At 44.3% G+C, this 18,072-nt stretch carries 10 protein-coding genes and 1 pseudogene; 9 read left to right on the top strand and 2 right to left on the bottom strand.

Translation table 11 applies throughout. The annotated features are described in order from the left end of the window. Positions 1-358: 358 nt before the first annotated feature. From QUA78_RS03925 to QUA78_RS03890, 8 genes and pseudogenes are all read left to right on the top strand, one after another. Positions 359-2,011 carry an AarF/ABC1/UbiB kinase family protein gene (locus QUA78_RS03925; RefSeq protein ID WP_333299746.1) on the top strand — a complete coding sequence of 551 codons (1,653 nt, stop codon included), beginning with the start codon at positions 359-361 and terminating at the stop codon, positions 2,009-2,011. Between the two features lie 109 nt (positions 2,012-2,120). Beyond that, positions 2,121-5,432 carry a helicase-related protein gene (locus QUA78_RS03920; protein WP_333299747.1) on the top strand — a complete coding sequence of 1,104 codons (3,312 nt, stop codon included), beginning with the start codon at positions 2,121-2,123 and terminating at the stop codon, positions 5,430-5,432. A 566-nt stretch (positions 5,433-5,998) separates the two neighbouring features. Then, a pseudogene (locus tag QUA78_RS03915) lies at positions 5,999-6,955 on the top strand (sigma-70 family RNA polymerase sigma factor); the annotation flags it as partial. 48 nt (positions 6,956-7,003) lie between these two features. Next, complete coding sequence (locus QUA78_RS03910; protein WP_333398597.1) at positions 7,004-12,799, top strand: AAA family ATPase; 5,796 nt, start codon at positions 7,004-7,006, stop codon at positions 12,797-12,799. A gap of 118 nt (positions 12,800-12,917) precedes the next feature. Continuing rightward, entirely contained in the window at positions 12,918-13,124 is a 207-nt protein-coding gene (locus QUA78_RS03905) for a hypothetical protein (protein WP_333210369.1), read from the top strand. A gap of 338 nt (positions 13,125-13,462) precedes the next feature. After that, positions 13,463-14,407 (top strand): UV DNA damage repair endonuclease UvsE, encoded by a 945-nt coding sequence (uvsE, locus tag QUA78_RS03900; RefSeq protein WP_333299748.1) that lies wholly within the window; start codon positions 13,463-13,465, stop codon positions 14,405-14,407. Between the two features lie 106 nt (positions 14,408-14,513). Further along, complete coding sequence (locus QUA78_RS03895) at positions 14,514-15,185, top strand: SOS response-associated peptidase (RefSeq protein ID WP_333299749.1); 672 nt, start codon at positions 14,514-14,516, stop codon at positions 15,183-15,185. A gap of 150 nt (positions 15,186-15,335) precedes the next feature. Further along, positions 15,336-15,722 carry a VOC family protein gene (locus QUA78_RS03890; protein ID WP_333299750.1) on the top strand — a complete coding sequence of 129 codons (387 nt, stop codon included), beginning with the start codon at positions 15,336-15,338 and terminating at the stop codon, positions 15,720-15,722. A 127-nt stretch (positions 15,723-15,849) separates the two neighbouring features. On the opposite strand, the gene QUA78_RS03885 is transcribed toward QUA78_RS03890, so the two are convergent. Continuing rightward, entirely contained in the window at positions 15,850-16,467 is a 618-nt protein-coding gene (locus QUA78_RS03885; protein ID WP_333299751.1) for a CP12 domain-containing protein, read from the bottom strand. Positions 16,468-16,552: 85 nt separating this feature from the next. Further along, positions 16,553-16,756, bottom strand: a complete 204-nt coding sequence (locus QUA78_RS03880) for a hypothetical protein (RefSeq protein ID WP_333299752.1) — start codon at positions 16,754-16,756, stop codon at positions 16,553-16,555. Between the two features lie 182 nt (positions 16,757-16,938). Between QUA78_RS03880 and glpX the strand changes: the two genes are divergently transcribed. Then, positions 16,939-17,976, top strand: a complete 1,038-nt coding sequence (gene glpX / locus QUA78_RS03875; protein WP_333299753.1) for a class II fructose-bisphosphatase — start codon at positions 16,939-16,941, stop codon at positions 17,974-17,976. Positions 17,977-18,072 lie beyond the last annotated feature (96 nt).

The raw sequence follows: 18,072 nt of genomic DNA, 5'->3' as shown, positions 1-18,072 counted from the left end.
CAACATCTTTTCAATATATTTTACAACTAGGGGATGCAAAATATTTTTTACCTTCTATAGACAATCCTGTGCAATTCTATTTCTTCTAACTATAAGTAGCACAGGATTTTAGCTACACAAGCTAACAACAAAGAAGAAAGATATTCATCCGCAACCTGTATCTGATTATCAAATGCTGTAAGAGTGTAAACGATGAGGAGTATGCCAAAGCCAAAAATCGATCGCCCCCACACCCCAAAGTTCTCACGCCCATTCCCACTATTTCCCCTAAGTTATTCCTCAAGACACTGGTCAGCTTGGTTAACAGCGCTATCCTAGTAGTTATATTGCCCTTAAACCCGATCGACCCGGAGGCCCCTTGTTCAGCCTAGTTCAAAACACTTCTCGCAAAGGAGAAATTCTAGAGGTCGTCTTCCGCAACGGTTGGGACTACATGAAAAGCCTCCTAACCGGTCGCAAAACCGACGCACCCAGTCTCCCAACTCCAGCAGTTCTCCGCAATATCCTCGTCGAATTAGGCCCAGTTTTTGTCAAATTGGGGCAATTGCTGAGCACCCGTCCCGACCTTTTACCTGCCACCTACATCGAAACTCTCTCCACGCTGCAAGCGGAAGTACCGCCCGTACCGTGGTCGGAAGTAGAAGCAATCGTCCGCCAGGAACTCACACAAACTCTCGAAGATACCTTCGCCAAATTTAACACTGAAGCCATCGCCGCAGGTTCGATCGCCCAAACCCACAAAGCTACTTTAAAAGACGGCCGCGAAGTCGCCCTCAAAGTTCAGCGTCCCGGTATTGAGATTGTCATCGAACAAGACATCGCCGTGCTCCGAGGTTTGGCAGAACTTGTCATGCTCACAGACTTCGGTCAACAATACGATATTGTCGCCTTAGCTGAAGAATTTGCGATCGCCCTGCGTGCAGAACTCGACTTCATTCAAGAAGCCAGCTACACAGACGAACTGCGCCGCAATTTATCTAAAAGTAAATGGTTTGACCCCACACAAGTTGTCTTACCAGAAATTAACTGGGAGTTGACTACAAAAAAACTCTTAGTAATGGAGTGGCTGAACGGAGTCCCGATTTTGTTAGGCGATTTGCAAGGAATTCGCCACAAAGGAGATGTAAATGCCGAACGCGAAGAAATTACAACGCTGCTTTGCCGCGTTTTCTTCCAGCAGTTGTACATCGACGGATTCTTTCACGCAGACCCGCATCCCGGCAATTTATTTTATCTCAAAGACGGTCGGATAGCTTTGCTCGACTGCGGCATGGTCGGCAGATTAGACCCGCGAACTCAGCAAAATTTGACAGAAATGTTGCTGTCAATTGTCGATTTAGATGCTCAGCGCTGCGCTCAATTAACTTTGGAAATGGCAGAATTTGCTCAGCCGACAAGTTTAGTTAATCTAGAGAACGATTTGGCGAGAATGCTGCGCAAGTATTACAATGTGAGCTTGTCGCAAATGAACTTGTCGGAAATTTTTTATGAAGTGCTGGAAATCACCCGCAAAAATAAAATTAGGCTGCCCAGCAATCTCGGTTTGTATGCAAAAACTCTAGCTAATTTGGAAGGACTGGCGCGATCTTTTAATCCCCGGTTTAATATTGTAGAGCAGGTGAAACCGCTGATGACCGATATGTTTCGGCGTCAGTTATTAGGAGATGACCCGATACAAGCTCTGCTAAGAACTGCCCTGGATCTGAAAAGCTTATCTTTGCAATCTCCGCGACAGGTGGAAGTGCTTTTAGACCGGGTTACTTCGGAAACTTTGAAGTGGAACTTGACACTAAAAGAACTCGATCCGCTACGCCGCACTCTGGGGGATTCTGCGAACCGACTTTCTTTTAGTATTGTGGTGGGTTCGCTGATTGTGGGGGCGGCAATTATTTCTTCTAACGCGCAAACTTCTCAGCTATCTTTTCTGAGCACTGGTTTGTTTGGGGCGGCGAGTTTTTTGGGTTTTTGGTTGATTCTTAGCATTCTGCGATCGGGCCGTTTGCGGAGTTGATTGTACAATATCGGTATTTGTTGTAGAACGGGCCCGAAAGCCTGTTCTTGAGAATGGTGGAAGATGTAGAATATAGCCAACAAGTGCAACAACCGCATAAAGGTAGGCTATGTCACAGCATGATGCTTCTCTCCCAAAGTCGGCAATTAGAGACAACCGCCACCGCGGCACGGTGGGCGATTTTTTGAAAGCCAAGGTCGAGGAAAACTCAACCTTGTCAATTGTTTCTGCTTACTTTACAATTTATGCTTTTGATGCTTTGAAGCAACAACTTCTAGGTATTAAAAGCTTGAAATTTCTGTTTGGCGAACCGCGCTTCATCAAGTCCCTTGACCCCAGTAAAACTGATAAAAAGGCGTTCCAAATTGAGGATCAGGGCTTGCAGCTACAGAATCGGTTGGAGCAAAAGCGGGTTGCAAAAGAATGTGCAGAATGGATTGAGAAAAAAGTACAGATACGGTCGGTAAAGCAATCTAATTTACTGCACGGCAAAATGTATCACATTGCTCATAACGGAAGCGAAAATGCTATTATGGGCAGTTCTAATTTTACCGTGCGGGGACTGGGATTAGGTACGAAATATAACAATATTGAACTCAATCTAGAAGTAGATAGTAAACGCGATACCCGCGACCTTAAAGCCTGGTTTGATGAACTCTGGAATGATGCCGAACTCATCGAAGAGGTCAAACAAGATGTGCTGCTGTACCTAGAGCAACTTTACCAGAATAATACTCCTGAGTTTATCTACTACAAAACTCTGTTTCATATCTTCGAGACTTTTCTAGATGACCTAGAAAAAAGCGATATTCTCAGCGAACAGCTACACCTATTTGATACAGAAATCTGGAAAGCTCTATTTGAATTTCAAAAAGACGGAGTTAAGGCAGCCATCAATAAAATCCGACGATATAACGGGTGTATTATTGCTGACAGCGTTGGTTTAGGTAAAACATTTGAAGCTCTAGCGGTTATTAAATATTTTGAACGGCGGAATGAAAAAGTTTTGGTTCTGTGTCCTAAAAAACTCCGCGAGAATTGGACTGTATATCAAGCACAGAACAATAGCGATATCAATCCTTTTATTAAAGACCGCTTTAGCTATACAGTCCTATCTCACACTGACCTGAGCCGCGATTCCGGTTGGTCTGGGGACATTAATTTAGAAACGATTAATTGGGGTAACTATGACTTGGTAGTTATTGACGAATCCCACAATTTTCGCAACAACATCAAGAGTAAACGGGACGAATCTGGCAATCTAATTAGAAAGAGCCGTTACGAAATGCTGAGGGATGACATTATCAAGAGCGGTGTCAAAACTCAGGTGCTACTTTTATCAGCAACTCCGGTTAACAATGATTTAAAGGATTTGCGGAATCAACTTTATTTGATAGCAGAAGGTGGCGATGCTGCCTTTAGCGAATCGCTGGGAATTGCCAGTCTGCGCGATACATTAGCTGATGCTCAGGGGAAATTTACCAAGTGGGCCAAGAAAAGTCGCGATCGCAAAACTAGCGAACTGCTGGAAGAACTTAGTTCTGCTTTTTTCAAACTGCTTGACGAATTGACGATCGCACGATCTCGCAAGCACATTCAAAAATACTATAAAGATGCGATCGCCCAATTAGGCGGCTTTCCTGAACGGCTCAAACCCATCTCGGTATTTCCTGAGATTGACCTCAAGGGTGAGTTCATGTCCTACGAACAGCTTAACAGCGAAATTTCTAAATATCAACTCTCGCTATTCAACCCTTCAAAATATGTTCTGTCGCGATACCGTTCGGTGTATGAAAATAAAGGAGTGCGAAATTTCAAACAGAGCGATCGCGAACGCTGTTTGATCGGCATGATGAAAGTCAATTTCCTTAAACGCTTAGAAAGCTCCATCCGTTCCTTTGCGCTGACAATGGATCGCACGGTTACGAAAACGGAAGAACTAGAGAAAAAAATTAAAAATTTTAAGCAATTGCAGCAATCTCGCGACGCTAACCAGACAGTAACTTTCAGCGATTGGATGATTGAAGACTTGGACGATGAAGAGTTGCAAGATGCCATGCAAGTAGGTCAGAAGCTGATATTTCAAATGGCGCACCTCGATGTCGAAACCTGGTTAAAAGACCTGAAAAATGACAAGGAACAGCTTAAAAAAATTTACAATTCTGCCCAAAGCATTTCTGTTGAACGCGATGCCAAGCTGGCTGAGCTAAAAGAACTGATCGCGGAGAAAGTTAAGCATCCTACAACTAACAAGCATGGTCAACCAAATCGCAAGGTTTTAGTCTTTACTGCCTTTGCAGATACGGCAGTCTATCTCTACGAAGGATTGCGGGAATGGGCAAGAGTAGAATTGAAAATTAACCTAGCTTTGGTGACTGGGGGATCGGCGGCAAATAAGACTACCTTTGGCAAAAACGAGTTCAATCACATCCTGACAAATTTTTCGCCTTTCGCCAAGAAACGCGCTCAAATTCTATCTATGCGGCAAGACGGCGAGATCGATCTATTAATTGCCACAGATTGTATTTCAGAAGGACAAAATTTACAAGATTGCGATTATCTGATTAACTACGACATCCACTGGAACCCAGTCCGAATTATCCAGCGCTTCGGTAGGTGCGATCGCATTGGCAGCCCCAACCACACGGTACAATTAATTAATTTTTGGCCGACAGAGGACTTGGATCAATACATCAATCTGAAAAATCGAGTAGAAGCACGGATGGCTTTAGCGGACATGGCTGGTACATTTGAAGATAACCTGCTGGAGGCAAAGGAGATTCAAGAACTGATTGAGAGTGATTTGAAATACCGCGACAAGCAGTTGCTGCGATTGAAAGATGAGGTGCTGGATCTCGAAGATTTCACGGAGACTTTAGCCCTAACGGAATTCACTCTCGATGATTTCCGAATGGAACTAGCCAAATACATTGAGAGCAACCGCAAACTACTCCAAGATGCCCCTTTAGGACTCTATGCAGTAGTTCCAACTAACTCAGAGTACCCGATAATTGCTCCGGGCGTAATTTTTTGCCTCAAACAAAAAGGCGATTTTCTTGATAATAAAACCGTCAACCCGCTGCAACCATACTTTTTAGTTTACGTTCGAGAAAATAAGGAAGTCCGATTAACTTTTGCTCAACCCAAACAAATACTTGAAATATATCAGTTGCTGTGCGCGGGGTGTACTGTTCCCTATGAAGATTTGTGCAACTTGTTCGATAGACAAACTAATAACGGATTTGATATGAGTTTGTATAACGATTTGCTTAAGCGGGCGGTTGATTCAATTGCAGGTATTTACAACAAGCGGCTCATCGGTCACCTGCTGTCTAGCCGCAGTGCTGTGTTGGTTGAGCAAGCGCATCAGGTTAAAGCAACAACTGATTTTGAACTGATTACCTGGCTGGTGATTAAATGAGCGTCAGCGAACAACAAGCCAAAGCATCTATTAATGAAGCTTTAAGTAGTTTTGCCAAGGGGAAACTAGCGGATAACGCCCGTAATTTGTTCTTTACTCTTGGCTACCAAAGTGATATAATTTATGCGCTAGAACCTAATAGTTCGGATAATTTTATTGCAAAATTTGATATTGATAAAAAGCTAACTCACCAAAAAGCTCTCTTAGAGGAATGGCTGTCGGTTGATTTCCTCTTCCAATTTACCGGGACAGAAATTGCAGATAATGACCAGCTTGTCGAATTTGATACTAGCAGTGGTGAGAGTGCCTTTTTTACTTCCTACTTGTTTTTCGCGCTCGCACTGCGGAGGAGCGCGTACACTATCGAACAACTTGACGGGATTGTCCGCGAGATTAATAAAATTTTCCCGATGCCGGCGATCGTTCTTTTTCAGCATGGAGAAACTCTGACTTTCTCCATGATAAACCGGCGCCAACACAAACGCAATGAATCTAAAGATGTATTAGGAAAAGTCAAACATCTTAAAGATATCCCGTTCGCCCGTCCGACAAACTCTCATTTAAAAATGCTCTTCGAGATTTTCTTGGCACAGTTGCATAAAAATCACGGTTTTAGCAACTTTGACGAATTTAATGAAGCTTTGCATCAAACTATTCCTGACAACATCAAATTTAAAAAAGACCGTCTACCGTCAGATTCACTTCGGTTTTACCTGCAAGAAATCGGTCGAATTCCTATGCTCAAAGCTTATGAAGAGATTGAATTAGCTCGTAAAATTGCTGAATTAGAATTAGAGGGCTGCCGAAAAGCTAAAGACAAAATGGTAGAGTCTAACTTGCGGCTGGTAGTCTCAATCGCTAAAAAATATCAAAATCGAGGGCTGGATTTATTAGACTTGATTCAGGAGGGAAATCTCGGTTTAATCAAGGCTGTAGAAAAGTTTGATTGCACGATGGGAACCAGGTTTTCCACCTACGCATATTGGTGGATTCGTCAGGCAATTACGCGGGCTATTGTCGATCAATCGCGGACTATCCGCCTACCAGTTCACGTTTATGAAACTATCTCGAAGATCAAGAAAACTACCAAACAGCTTTCTCAAGAAATCGGCCACAAGCCTACGGAAGAAGAAATCGCGACTAAAATGGAGATAACAATTGCCAAATTGCGCTTTGTTAAATCTAAATCGGATGTGTCTATCATTTCCTTAGATACTAGAGTGGGTGAGGATGAAGGTTCTACATTGGGAGAGTTGATTGAATTCGATGGAGAAACACCAGAAGAAAAAGTATATAAAAATTTGTTTGCCGAAGATTTAGAAAGCGTTTTAGATACTCTGGGCCCTCGACAACGTGACGTTATTCGGATGCGATTCGGATTGGATGATGGCCGCGAGAAAAGTCTACAGGAAATCGGTAATATATTTGATGTTACCCGCGAACGGATTCGGCAAATTGAGGCTAAGGCTTTACTAAGATTGCGCCATCCCAACCGCAACAGTATTTTAAAAGAATGTATTCGCCCTACAGGGATTGACCAAACTCAGACAAAAAGACCGATCGCCCAACCGATGCAGCCCAAACAGTTCAACATTCCAGAAAACTTGTCTCGCAGCCATTGCGACACTTTCTTACAGGAGCCTGTTGGTGATAAAATAGTTGATATAGCTAATATGACCGAACCATTAATTCTTTTTAACAACTTCATAGAAGAATCAAATATAGAACAAACAAAGTTGGCTCAGACTTACTTGTCGAAAACCGAGGAAAATGAAAACAATCTCACTTATGCAATTTTGAACGATCGTAATTTCCACATTGCCGAACGGACAGAAAATGACTTGAATGGAGTGATTAAACCGATGGTACAAAATTCAGCAGATTTACTGAAACAACTCACCGCACTAGAAGAGGTTTTTTCTCAACTGGAAGCACGGCTGTCAGAGGCGAGTCGAAAGTTGCTAGACCCTGGTATACCTATATCTCAAAATCTGATTCAAGAACTTGACGAGTCCCGGGAAAACTTTATTCAGCTTCGCGACAAGGTGCTAGAACTGGCTGAATATTTGGCAGTATCGCCAACGCTGACAACTGAGGAAATTGGTTCTTTAGCAGATATCAAGTCTGTACTTGAGCGTGTTAATTTGGCCGAGAAGCAAAAAAGTGCGATCGCTCTTGTCCGCGACTCTGCTTTGAGGGTTCTGGAACGAATTTTAGCGATCGCCCATCGAGTAGAGAGGAATTTCCAGTCATTGCTGGAATGTCAGGACAAAGCCCGGGAACTTCAACGCGCCATCTCCGAATCGCAGGAGTATGACTTGCATCCCGACACCAAACTATTGGCTGACGGCAATCATCCATTCTCCAAACTGCTAACACTAATTGCAGAATTGGAAGAAGCAGATGAAGAGCGTTTGGATTCCTTACATGATGCCGTATCTGAATCGTTTGGAAGAACTCTGGCGATGGCAGCAGTCAGAGGTAAACTGATGATTCAGTCGGAAGCAATACCAGATTCACCTGCTATTTCTACTAACAATAACTTAGAGGAAGCTTCCTTAGTTGAGGGGCCGGAACCTGAAACTGTTCCTATTCTAGACCAACCACTATTAGCAGAGTTGAACGCGGTCTTGATAGAGAAGGTTATCGCGCAGCCAACCACTGAAAATATCCCAGATATTCCACCAACAGAAGCGCCTACCGCAACTCAGGTAAATCATCAAAATTCGGAAAATAAGCAAGGAAAAGAAGTTGACAAGCAGGGGAATAAAAAAAGAGAAGAAAAACAGTCTCTCTACAGCTTCTCGCCCAATGATACCGCTCAACAAATCGCTCAATCCATCTTGGACGACCCCGATCGAGAACGCCCAGCAGTTTTGCGCGACTTAGTTTGGCGACTGATTTTTGAACAAAAACTCAGCCTTGCATTTCATTTAGCTCGCTGCTTTGAAAAACAATACTCCAACTTTGAACCGCACCTGCCACCGCAGTTAATTCGAGCAGTATTGCTAGGACAAAACCTGCGCTATGACGTAGGATATGGAAAACTTGCAAATCTGCTTAAAGATGACTTCACCAGTTACACCGCCAGCTATTCATTACCAGACAAAAGTGAATGGAATCAAGCTGCAAGCTTGCTCTTGGCCTCCGCAGCAATGCGACCGTCTTTACTAGCGCCAAATACTGGTGCGAAGCACCTTCTCCAGCAACTTCACTTCGGTAAAGCTGGACTTGCAAAACTGTACGATTATTGCCAAATTATCGCCAAACACGGCGATCGGCAGCGGGCGCTGGATATCACAGCCATCAAGAAAGCTCAAGACCAGGCTGACATACAAAAATCTTTAGACGATCTGCATCAAAAAATCGAAACTTGGTGGTCTCAAGCACAGAAAAAAGATATGATTTACCCGCCGGCGAAGAAGGTTTGGCAGGATTGGTTGAAGCCGGACGAACTGATTCACTCTTTACTATTTCCTGTACTTGAAAGCGATTTGAGTAAACTTTCAGCACTCAAGCAGAAAGTCAATCGATTGTCTGACGAATCCCAGATAGACTCTGAAGTTGAGAAGACCGATCGTAAAATTCGCAGCAGTCGCCGTGACTCCATGATGGGGAAAGCCGTGATTCAGTTTCGCGATCGCGTTCGTGAACCTGTTGATTTGGTACGAAAGTGGATTGAGATTCAGGAATCGCGTTTAGATCAAAGAGATAATTATCTTCAGAAAGAAGCCAAACAGTTAAAACAAGATATTGAGAATCTTCAAGATACGGTTCTCCAAGAATTAGATACCTTTGAGGCAACAAAACCTCCAGTGTTTATTTTAGCTGGTATTGCCTGTTGCCGAAAAGCTGTGGAAGACATCGGTAATATCTTCGATCCAGATACCGAATTGCCAACCGCAGAACCTTATCCAAAACATATCCTGCACGCGGATCTGTTGAGAATGCCATCTATCCCGATCGACGATGCCTGGGAACTGGATATGGCGAATCCTGAAGCGGGTATAGATGGAATTTTGGAGTTAGTAAAAAATGACATTTGGGATTGGCAACAAGCATTCGATATGCAGAGTTATGTCTGTAGTTCAAATGCTGTGGGAAATCACGAGGTTACGGCGCACATCATCGAATACCTCGAACACAATCCCGAATCAACATTAGACCTCGCTCAGCTAAAGGATGAACGCAATAATCGGATTGAAGAGTGTCAAAAAATTTTGCAGAAGCAGGTCGAGACTACTAGCAAACAGCTCGAAAGTGCGGTAGCTTTTGGTTTGCTAAGAGAAACAGATAGAACTGCTTATGCAGCACAGATTGAAAGCATTAAAAATGCTCTGGAAACTACCAGGCTGTTTTCCGAAAAAATTGAGCTGCTTCGGGCGATCGGTGAAGCAATTAACGCCAAGCGGCAGGAACAGATCGATCGAGTATCCGAGGAATTAGAGAGTCTTCAGCAAACAGGTATAGCAGATGCCGATCGTACCAGAATTTGCAGTGTATTGGAGCAAGGCGATATCCTGACGGCTAATGAATATATATATATGCTGCAACAGGGGCGATCGCTTCCTGAACCAGAGGAAAAGAGAGATGCTTTTAAAGACTTCTTCGAGCATAAGTATGCTGCGATCGAAAAAGTGCTTGACGAGTGCGATCGCGATCGACAAAAAAAGCAAGAGCTAATTCCCAATATTTCCAAAGGGAAAAGTATCGCAAAAATCCAAATACCGCAGGGGGCTCAAGCCAAAAAAGCCGCTGAAATGCTCGACGCTTGGTTTAAAGCGAAGGGAAGGCATCAAGTAATCACAGAGATAGATGCTGGGCAAATTCTCAGCAACCTGGGTTTCAACATAGAATCTCTTAGATTCAAAAAATCAGGACAATATACCTGGATTGACGTTAATGCCGAGCCGATATCTGACCAAAATCGCTGTCCTGTGTCTGCCTATGGTTCAGCCGCGAACGGTCATTACCGCATTCTTTGCGTATGGGATAGACCGAACGAACAGGATATCCTCAATGCGGTTGGAGACACTGCTCTTGGAGGGCCGGTCTTCGTCTTTCATTTTGGGCGAATGACCGTAAAGAGACGCCGAGATTTGGCTGATTTGTGTCGCCAGCGTCGGAGCACTTTTATTGTGATAGATGATGTGCTGATGCTCTACCTTTGCGGAGAACAAAAAACACGCTTACCTGTATTGTTTGACTGTACCTTACCCTTTACTTTTCTAGAACCGTATAAAACCGCAGCCGGAGAGGTTGCGCCTGAGATGTTTTACGGGCGAGTACGAGAACGGGAATCTATAATCAATCCCGAAGGTTCTTGTTTAATTTATGGAGGCCGCCAGTTAGGTAAAACGGTTTTGCTTAAGTATGTACAGCGGACTTTTCACGCAACCGACGCGGGAAGGAACGCCCTATTTTTGGATATCAACAAAATTGGGCGCCAGCAACAGTTAGATGAAATTTGGCATCTACTAAACGAAGAATTGGATAAATTGCAAATTCCCGGTATCAACCGGCGCAATTCCGTCCGCGAAAGCAGCTTGCAGCGGATTAAAAGTTGGCTGGAATCGGACAATCAGCGACGCTTTTTGCTGTTGTTGGATGAGGCAGATAATTTCCTGGAAGCTGATGGTAATGAGGATTTCCCGCGCTGCGACGAACTCAGAAAATTAATGACGGAAACTCACCGACGTTTTAAGGTAGTTTTTGCCGGATTGCACAACGTTCTGAGAACCACCAGACAAGCTAATCACCCGCTAGCTCACTTTGGCAGCCCAATCTGCATTGGGCCCCTACTTAATAATGGTGAAATGCGAGCCGCAACAGCTTTGGTAGAACGTCCGTTGGCTAGTCTTGGCTATCGTTTTGAATCGCCTGATTTAATTCCGCGCATTCTTTGGCAGACCAACTATTATCCGAGCTTGATTCAACTCTATTGCGACCAGTTACTCAAGCACATTACTAACCCAGATGTCCCTACTTTTGATGCGAAAATTAGTCCGCCTTATGTGATTACTTCTCGCCATGTAGAAGAAGCTTATCAAAGTCAAGACCTTCGCAATAATATTCGCGATCGCTTTAAGTTGACACTGCGACTCGATCTGCGCTACGAAGTAATTGCCTACTCAATTGCTGATGGTTCTCAGCAGAATGAAACAGGCATGGAAGATGGGTTTTCTGTATCTTGGATTCGCGAGCAAGTCTTGTATTGGTGGTCTGAAGGATTCGCAGGAAGGTCATCGGAAGATGAAATTCTTGCTTTACTAGAAGAAATGGTCGGATTAGGAGTTTTACGAGAAACCAATCCAGGTTGCTTCACTCTGAGAAGTTCTAATTTAGCCTTGCTTATGGGTACGCAGCGAGAAATTGAAACGGAACTTCTGAGACTTGACCGCAAAGCTCCGCCTGAATACGAACCTGCTACTTTTCGGTCTCCTCTTCTAGTCAAAAATAAAGCTGATTCCCGGCGCAGTCCTTTAACTGTTCAACAGGAATCAGATTTGCTGCGCCGGGAGTACGGTGTCTCTATTATATTTGGCTGCCAAGCCGCAGGAATTGACGATTTGAGAGTTTTTATGGAAGCAGCCTTTAGTAAGAAGGATTGCAAAATTCACTATTTAGAAAACCTCTCAGACCGATCGGATTTCAGCCAGCATTTGACAGAAATTAGTAACCGTCGCAAGAAAGATACCACGACGCTCGTTGTTGTATCACCCACCACCCCTTGGAGTAAGGATTGGGTTGATGAGGCAATTAAGAAAATCAAAAGATTGAAGAAAGAAGACTCGTTTATCCAGCTTGTTTTCGTCGCCGATCCTCAGAAGGCTTGGCAGTTAGTTATTCCTAATTCGATAGGTTTAGATTCCTTTAAGGAACTGAGATTTTTCAGCCTCAAACCTTGGCACGATGCGGCGCTGCGACATTGGTTGGAAGATGCTAAGTTGCCCAGCGGACTAGAAGTTAGAAAGAAGATTACGGAAGTGACAGGGAATTGGTCAAACTTGCTGCAAGAATTCTATCAATTTTCCCAAGCTAATCCGCATCGCTGGCAAGATTCCTTGGCGGAACTGAAGAATCAATTTAATAACTCTGACAAATTAATTAATTCAATGGGCTTTGACGGTTGCGAACCTCAAAGAAAACTGGTGATGAGAACTTTGGCCCAATGGGGAGAAGCAGCAGCGGTTGAGGAATTAATTGAGGTTCTTGATGATGTATCGCCTGAAATTATTAAGCAGACTCTCAGATGGGCGGATATCCTCAGTCTCGTCTCGCATTTAGGAAATCAGAAGCAAGACGGTAAGGATTACTGGCAGATTGACCCTGTAGTTGGTCGTCTGCTCGAATCTATGGCTGAGTAATACACACTTTCTGCTGTGGGATGTACTTAAGCAGATATCTGACTTAAGATAGGCGATCGCCCGCAGCAGCTAAGTCTAAGCTAGAAATTGTTCGATCGACCTAATTGAGGAAAAAAAGATGAGCAGCGGTCACGCCAGCCATAAAGGTTCTTCCACCAAACCCAATACCAACACTAACGGTCAAATTACATCTCCTGAAGACCAACCCGCTGACCCGCTAAATCAAGAAACATCCGGTTATCCGTTCCATAACGAAGCAATGGAAAATCCTGTTGCCACCGCGCGGCCCGACGAAGAGGCTGAGTCTGGCGAAGAACAGCAATAGTGATATCGAGTAAATTGTCATCGATATGCTATCTGCGACGCGGTTGATTAGAGGTTTGATAAAAATTAGGTTTGTACTAATTACATCTTGCACTTCCAGAGTCCGCCAAGGAGTTAAATCTCTGGCGGACTATTCGGCCAGCTTCAGTAGTACCTCATATCAAATCCGTTGACATCGGAATTATTATCTCTCTCTTCTCTTTCTCTGTGTCCTCTGTGCCCTCTGTGGTTTAATCATTCCGATACAACCGGAATTGATATCACAGCTTCAGAACAAAGGAATAAAGTCCTTACGACAAAACTATTTAACCTAAAATTCAAGTTAGGAATTATTGATAAATGAGCGGGATTAACAAAGTATTGGAAAAGGACAAATTGCCAGAATTAGGATTAGTCTGCATTACGACTTCTGATGCAGTTCGCTTTCGTACTGTCACGCGGAAGCGGCTGTTACAACTTACAGAAACGGAACAAGAAAAAGTATTGCGCGAGCTTTATGCAGACAACTTAAAACGACTTGACAAAGCGATCGACTTCTGTTCCGTTAATCAGATTAAGCTCTACCGCATGACTTCTGCACTGTTCCCTTTTGCAGATACAGATTTGGGGGAAGCAGTGCTACACTCCATGACTGAGGAATTGCGGAAGACGGGCGATCGCGCTTTGTCTTCGGGCATCCGTTTGGTACTCCACCCGGATCAATTTGTCGTCCTCAGTTCCGACAAGCTTTCTGTGGTTGAAAACAGCATTAAAATTCTCGCAACTCATGCTTTAATTTTAGATATGTTGGGACAGCCCCGATCGCCCCAGGCACTGATGAACATTCACGGCGGTAAGAGCGATCGCACTTCGCAACTCAAGTCAGTCATCCGCGACTTGCCAGAATCCATTCGATCGCGCTTAACCTTTGAAAATGACGAATACGCTTACAGTTCCTCGGAAATTTTAGAAGTTTGTCTCGATACCGGCGTACCAATGGTTTTTGACGCCCACCACCACGTCATTCACGAACATTTAGAAACTTACGACGATCCCAGCGTTCCCGAAATGCTCGCAGCAGCCCGCACAACTTGGTCTGTTCCTGAATGGCAATTAGTGCACATATCGAATGGAAAAGAGTTTTTTACCGATCCGCGCCACAGCGATTTAATTACAGAAATGCCTAATTGCTATTATCAGGCTCCTTGGATTGAAGTAGAAGCTAAATTTAAAGAGTTAGCGATTGAAAAGTTGCGCGCCGAATGGTTGTCTGCGAATGTTCCACAATTTAGCACTGTCTCGTAGGGGGAAGTTTTACTAACAATAATTGCCTAAAACCGATCATCTCGAAAACCCGTCCCGCCCAACGGTAAATCGCAATCTACCTTTTTGTTAATACCAATTATAAATTATGTGTGGACGATACACTTTAACTACTTCAGGTCAAATCATAGCCGAATTCTTCAAACTGTCGGCAGTTCCCGATATCAAACCTCGATACAATATCGCCCCAACTCAATCAGTTGCCACAGTAACAGTTGAACCAGAAAAAATCCAGCGACATTTCCAATTTATGCGCTGGGGTTTGATTCCCAGTTGGGCAAAAGACATGAAAATAGGCAGCCGCATGATTAACGCGCGATCGGAAACTGTAGCCGAAAAACCTGCTTTTCGCAGCGCCATCAAGCACAGGCGATGTTTGATAGTCGCTGACGGCTTCTACGAATGGCAGCAGCAGGGAAAGAACAAACAGCCTTACTATTTTCAAAAGGCAGACGGCGAACCTTTTGCTTTTGCCGGTTTGTGGGAAAATTGGGAATCTCCAGAAGCAGAAAACATTGTATCTTGCAGTATAATTACTACCGCTGCTAACGAAACAGTGCAGCCGATGCACGATCGAATGCCGGTGATTCTCTCCGACAGCGATTGGGAACAGTGGCTAGATCCTTCTGTTAAAAATGCTCAGGATGTTTTGCCGTTGTTAAAGCCGTATGCTTCGGAAGCCATGAAAGCAAAAGCCGTAAGTACGATCGTCAACAGTCCAAGTAGAGACAGTCCCGAATGTATTAGCGATCGGCAATAAATCATTGCAGCGGACAAAACGGAGATAGTTTGAGTTATGATGTAAAATAATGTTTGAGCTGTAGCTTTGGTTTTCTAAATCGCTGTTTAACTCAGTTGTTATTTGCTCAAACATTTTTTAAATCTTAACATCAGTTAGAAGACAAAAAATATGATCGGATACGTTACACTCGGTACCAACGATATTGAAAGTGCAGCCAAGTTTTATGATGTTTTGCTTGCTGAAATTGGCGCTCGACGATTCATGGAATTAGACCAATTTATCGCATGGAGCGTTTCTCCCGATCGACCAGCACTTGCTATTACAAAACCCTTTGATGGTAACAGAGCAACTGTTGGCAATGGAGTAATGATAGCTCTTCAAGTTGACAGTCCAGAAAAAGTCAACTTAGTTTATAACAAAGCGATCGAACTTGGGGCTAAGGATGAAGGAGCCGCGGGGCCCAGAGGCGTGTTGCCGGGGTTTTATGCGGGATATTTTCGGGATCTTGATGGGAATAAGCTGAACGTGTTTTGTATGATTCAACCAAACAGTTAAGATTTTTATTTTTCGTGAGGCTCGCCGAAAACCAGCTATTTCCGATTGTTAGCTATTAGTTATCAATCCCTAAATAAGAGTTGATAACTAATAACTAATGACTAATGACTAATGACTAATAACTAAATTAACTCTCGTACATCCGCGCTTCAGCCGCCTCGGGATTTTCCTCGCAATACTCGTCAAAAGCCGTTTTTTCAAGCTTCATCGATCGCTGGTGAGAAGCCTCAGCCTGCATTTCCTCTACAATATCCCACGCTACCGCGCATTCTGTCGAAGTAGCGCCTTTCTCGGCACAAATAGTTCTGGCATCCGCGATCGCCCGTTCGATTTCTTCCTCAAATAAAATACTTTTTGGCTTTTCGACAAAATCGCTTTTTGTCAAGATATCGGTTACTGAAATAATGCCCAGCAGTTTGTCTTGAATCACCGGAGCTCGGCGGATTCGGGTATTGGCGAACAACCTCGCCACGTATTCCACGCCCAAGTCGGGATTCACCGTGATGCACGGTTTGGTCATAATCTCGAAGACGCGGACTTTCTGCGGGTCTACTCCGTAGGCTGTTACTTTGTAAACAATATCCGTTTCCGTGACAATCCCGTAGGCGTCTTGTTCGTGGCGGCGTTCCACAATTAACGCGCGCAAACACAGTTCGTTCATCATCGCCACCGCTTCAGCTACAGTTGCCGAACCGCGAATGGTAACAACTTCTGTGGTCATAATATCTTGGGCTTTCATCATCATTTTTTATTGCTTCCTGCTTATAAAGTCTAGTGCGTGCCGATTGTCGGCTGTCCTTTTGATTTGTCACCATCATCAGGACTTACGCTCAGAAACCCGGTTTAGTAACGATAAATCCAGTCGCCAGGGTTTCTGAGAAATCGCGCGATCGCAAACTAATCATAAAACCTTTAACGGCACTCGGGATGACAAGTTGCCTGAAACCGCCGATCGATCCTCCGGAACCTCCGGAATGCCGGAGTTCCCGCTCAGACGGGGCCAGCGTGCGATCGCCCAAGCAAGAGTGAAGCATTTGGGCGATCGCTCCTTGAGCTTGTTTGGCTGAGATTTTCCAGCCCCAGGCTCAAAGAAGCAAAAGTTAACACAAACTAAGCAACTGCTTGCGCTCGCACAGATCCCCGCCTCTGATAAACTTGATTGCTGGGAGTGCAAAAGAGCACAAGGCACGCATCAGCAGTTGGGAGGATCTAGTTCGTGGACAATGTAATCGGTTTAGAGATTATCGAAGTAGTTGAGCAGGCCGCCATCGCTTCCGCTCGCTTGATGGGCAAAGGCGAAAAAGATGAAGCCGACAGAGTGGCTGTAGAAGCCATGCGGGAGCGCATGAACAAAATTCATATGCGCGGTCGCATCGTGATCGGCGAAGGCGAACGCGATGACGCACCCATGCTTTACATCGGGGAACAAGTAGGTATTTGCACCCGCGAGGATGCCAAAGATTTCTGCAACCTAGATGAATTGATTGAAATTGACATCGCTGTTGACCCCTGCGAAGGTACTAACCTGGTAGCTTACGGTCAAAACGGTTCGATGGCAGTTTTGGCAATCTCTGAAAAAGGTGGTTTGTTTGCTGCTCCCGATTTCTACATGAACAAATTGGCTGCTCCTGCGGCTGCTAAGAATCATGTAGATATTCGCAAGACGCCAACTCAAAACCTCCATATTATCTCTGATTGCCTCGGCCGCAGTATTGAAGATTTGGTGGTGGTCGTGATGGATCGCGATCGGCACAAAGGTTTAATTAATGAAATTCGGCAAGCGGGTGCAAGAGTTAGGCTGATCAGCGACGGCGACGTTTCGGCAGCGATTTCTTGCGCGTTTTCTGGTTCCAACATCCACGCACTTATGGGTATTGGCGCAGCACCCGAAGGTGTGATTTCCGCAGCAGCAATGCGCTGTTTGGGCGGTCACTTCCAAGGGCAGTTAATTTACGATCCGGCTGTTGTAAAAACTGGTTTGATCGGTGAAAGCAAAGAGAGCAATATTGCCCGCCTGAAAGAGATGGGCATCACAGACCCAGACAAGATTTACAATGCTGAAGAGCTGGCATCTGGAGAAACAGTTCTGTTTGCAGCTTGCGGGATTACCCCCGGAACGCTGATGGATGGAGTTCGCTTCTTTGGCGGCGGCGCTCGCACTGAAAGTTTGGTAATTTCTTCTCAGTCGAAAACAGCTCGGTTTGTGGATACAATCCATATGTTTGACCAGCCGAAATCTTTGCAATTGAATTAGTGATTAGTTAGTGGTTAACAGTTAAATGTTAACAATTAACAGTTAACGGTTAACAGTCACCGATGATTAGCAATTAGCGATAAACTAAGAACTAAT

It is taken from the genome of Microcoleus sp. K4-B3, assembly GCF_036704615.1.
GTDB lineage: Bacteria > Cyanobacteriota > Cyanobacteriia > Cyanobacteriales > Microcoleaceae > Microcoleus.
This window is presented reverse-complemented; position numbering and strand designations above follow the sequence as displayed.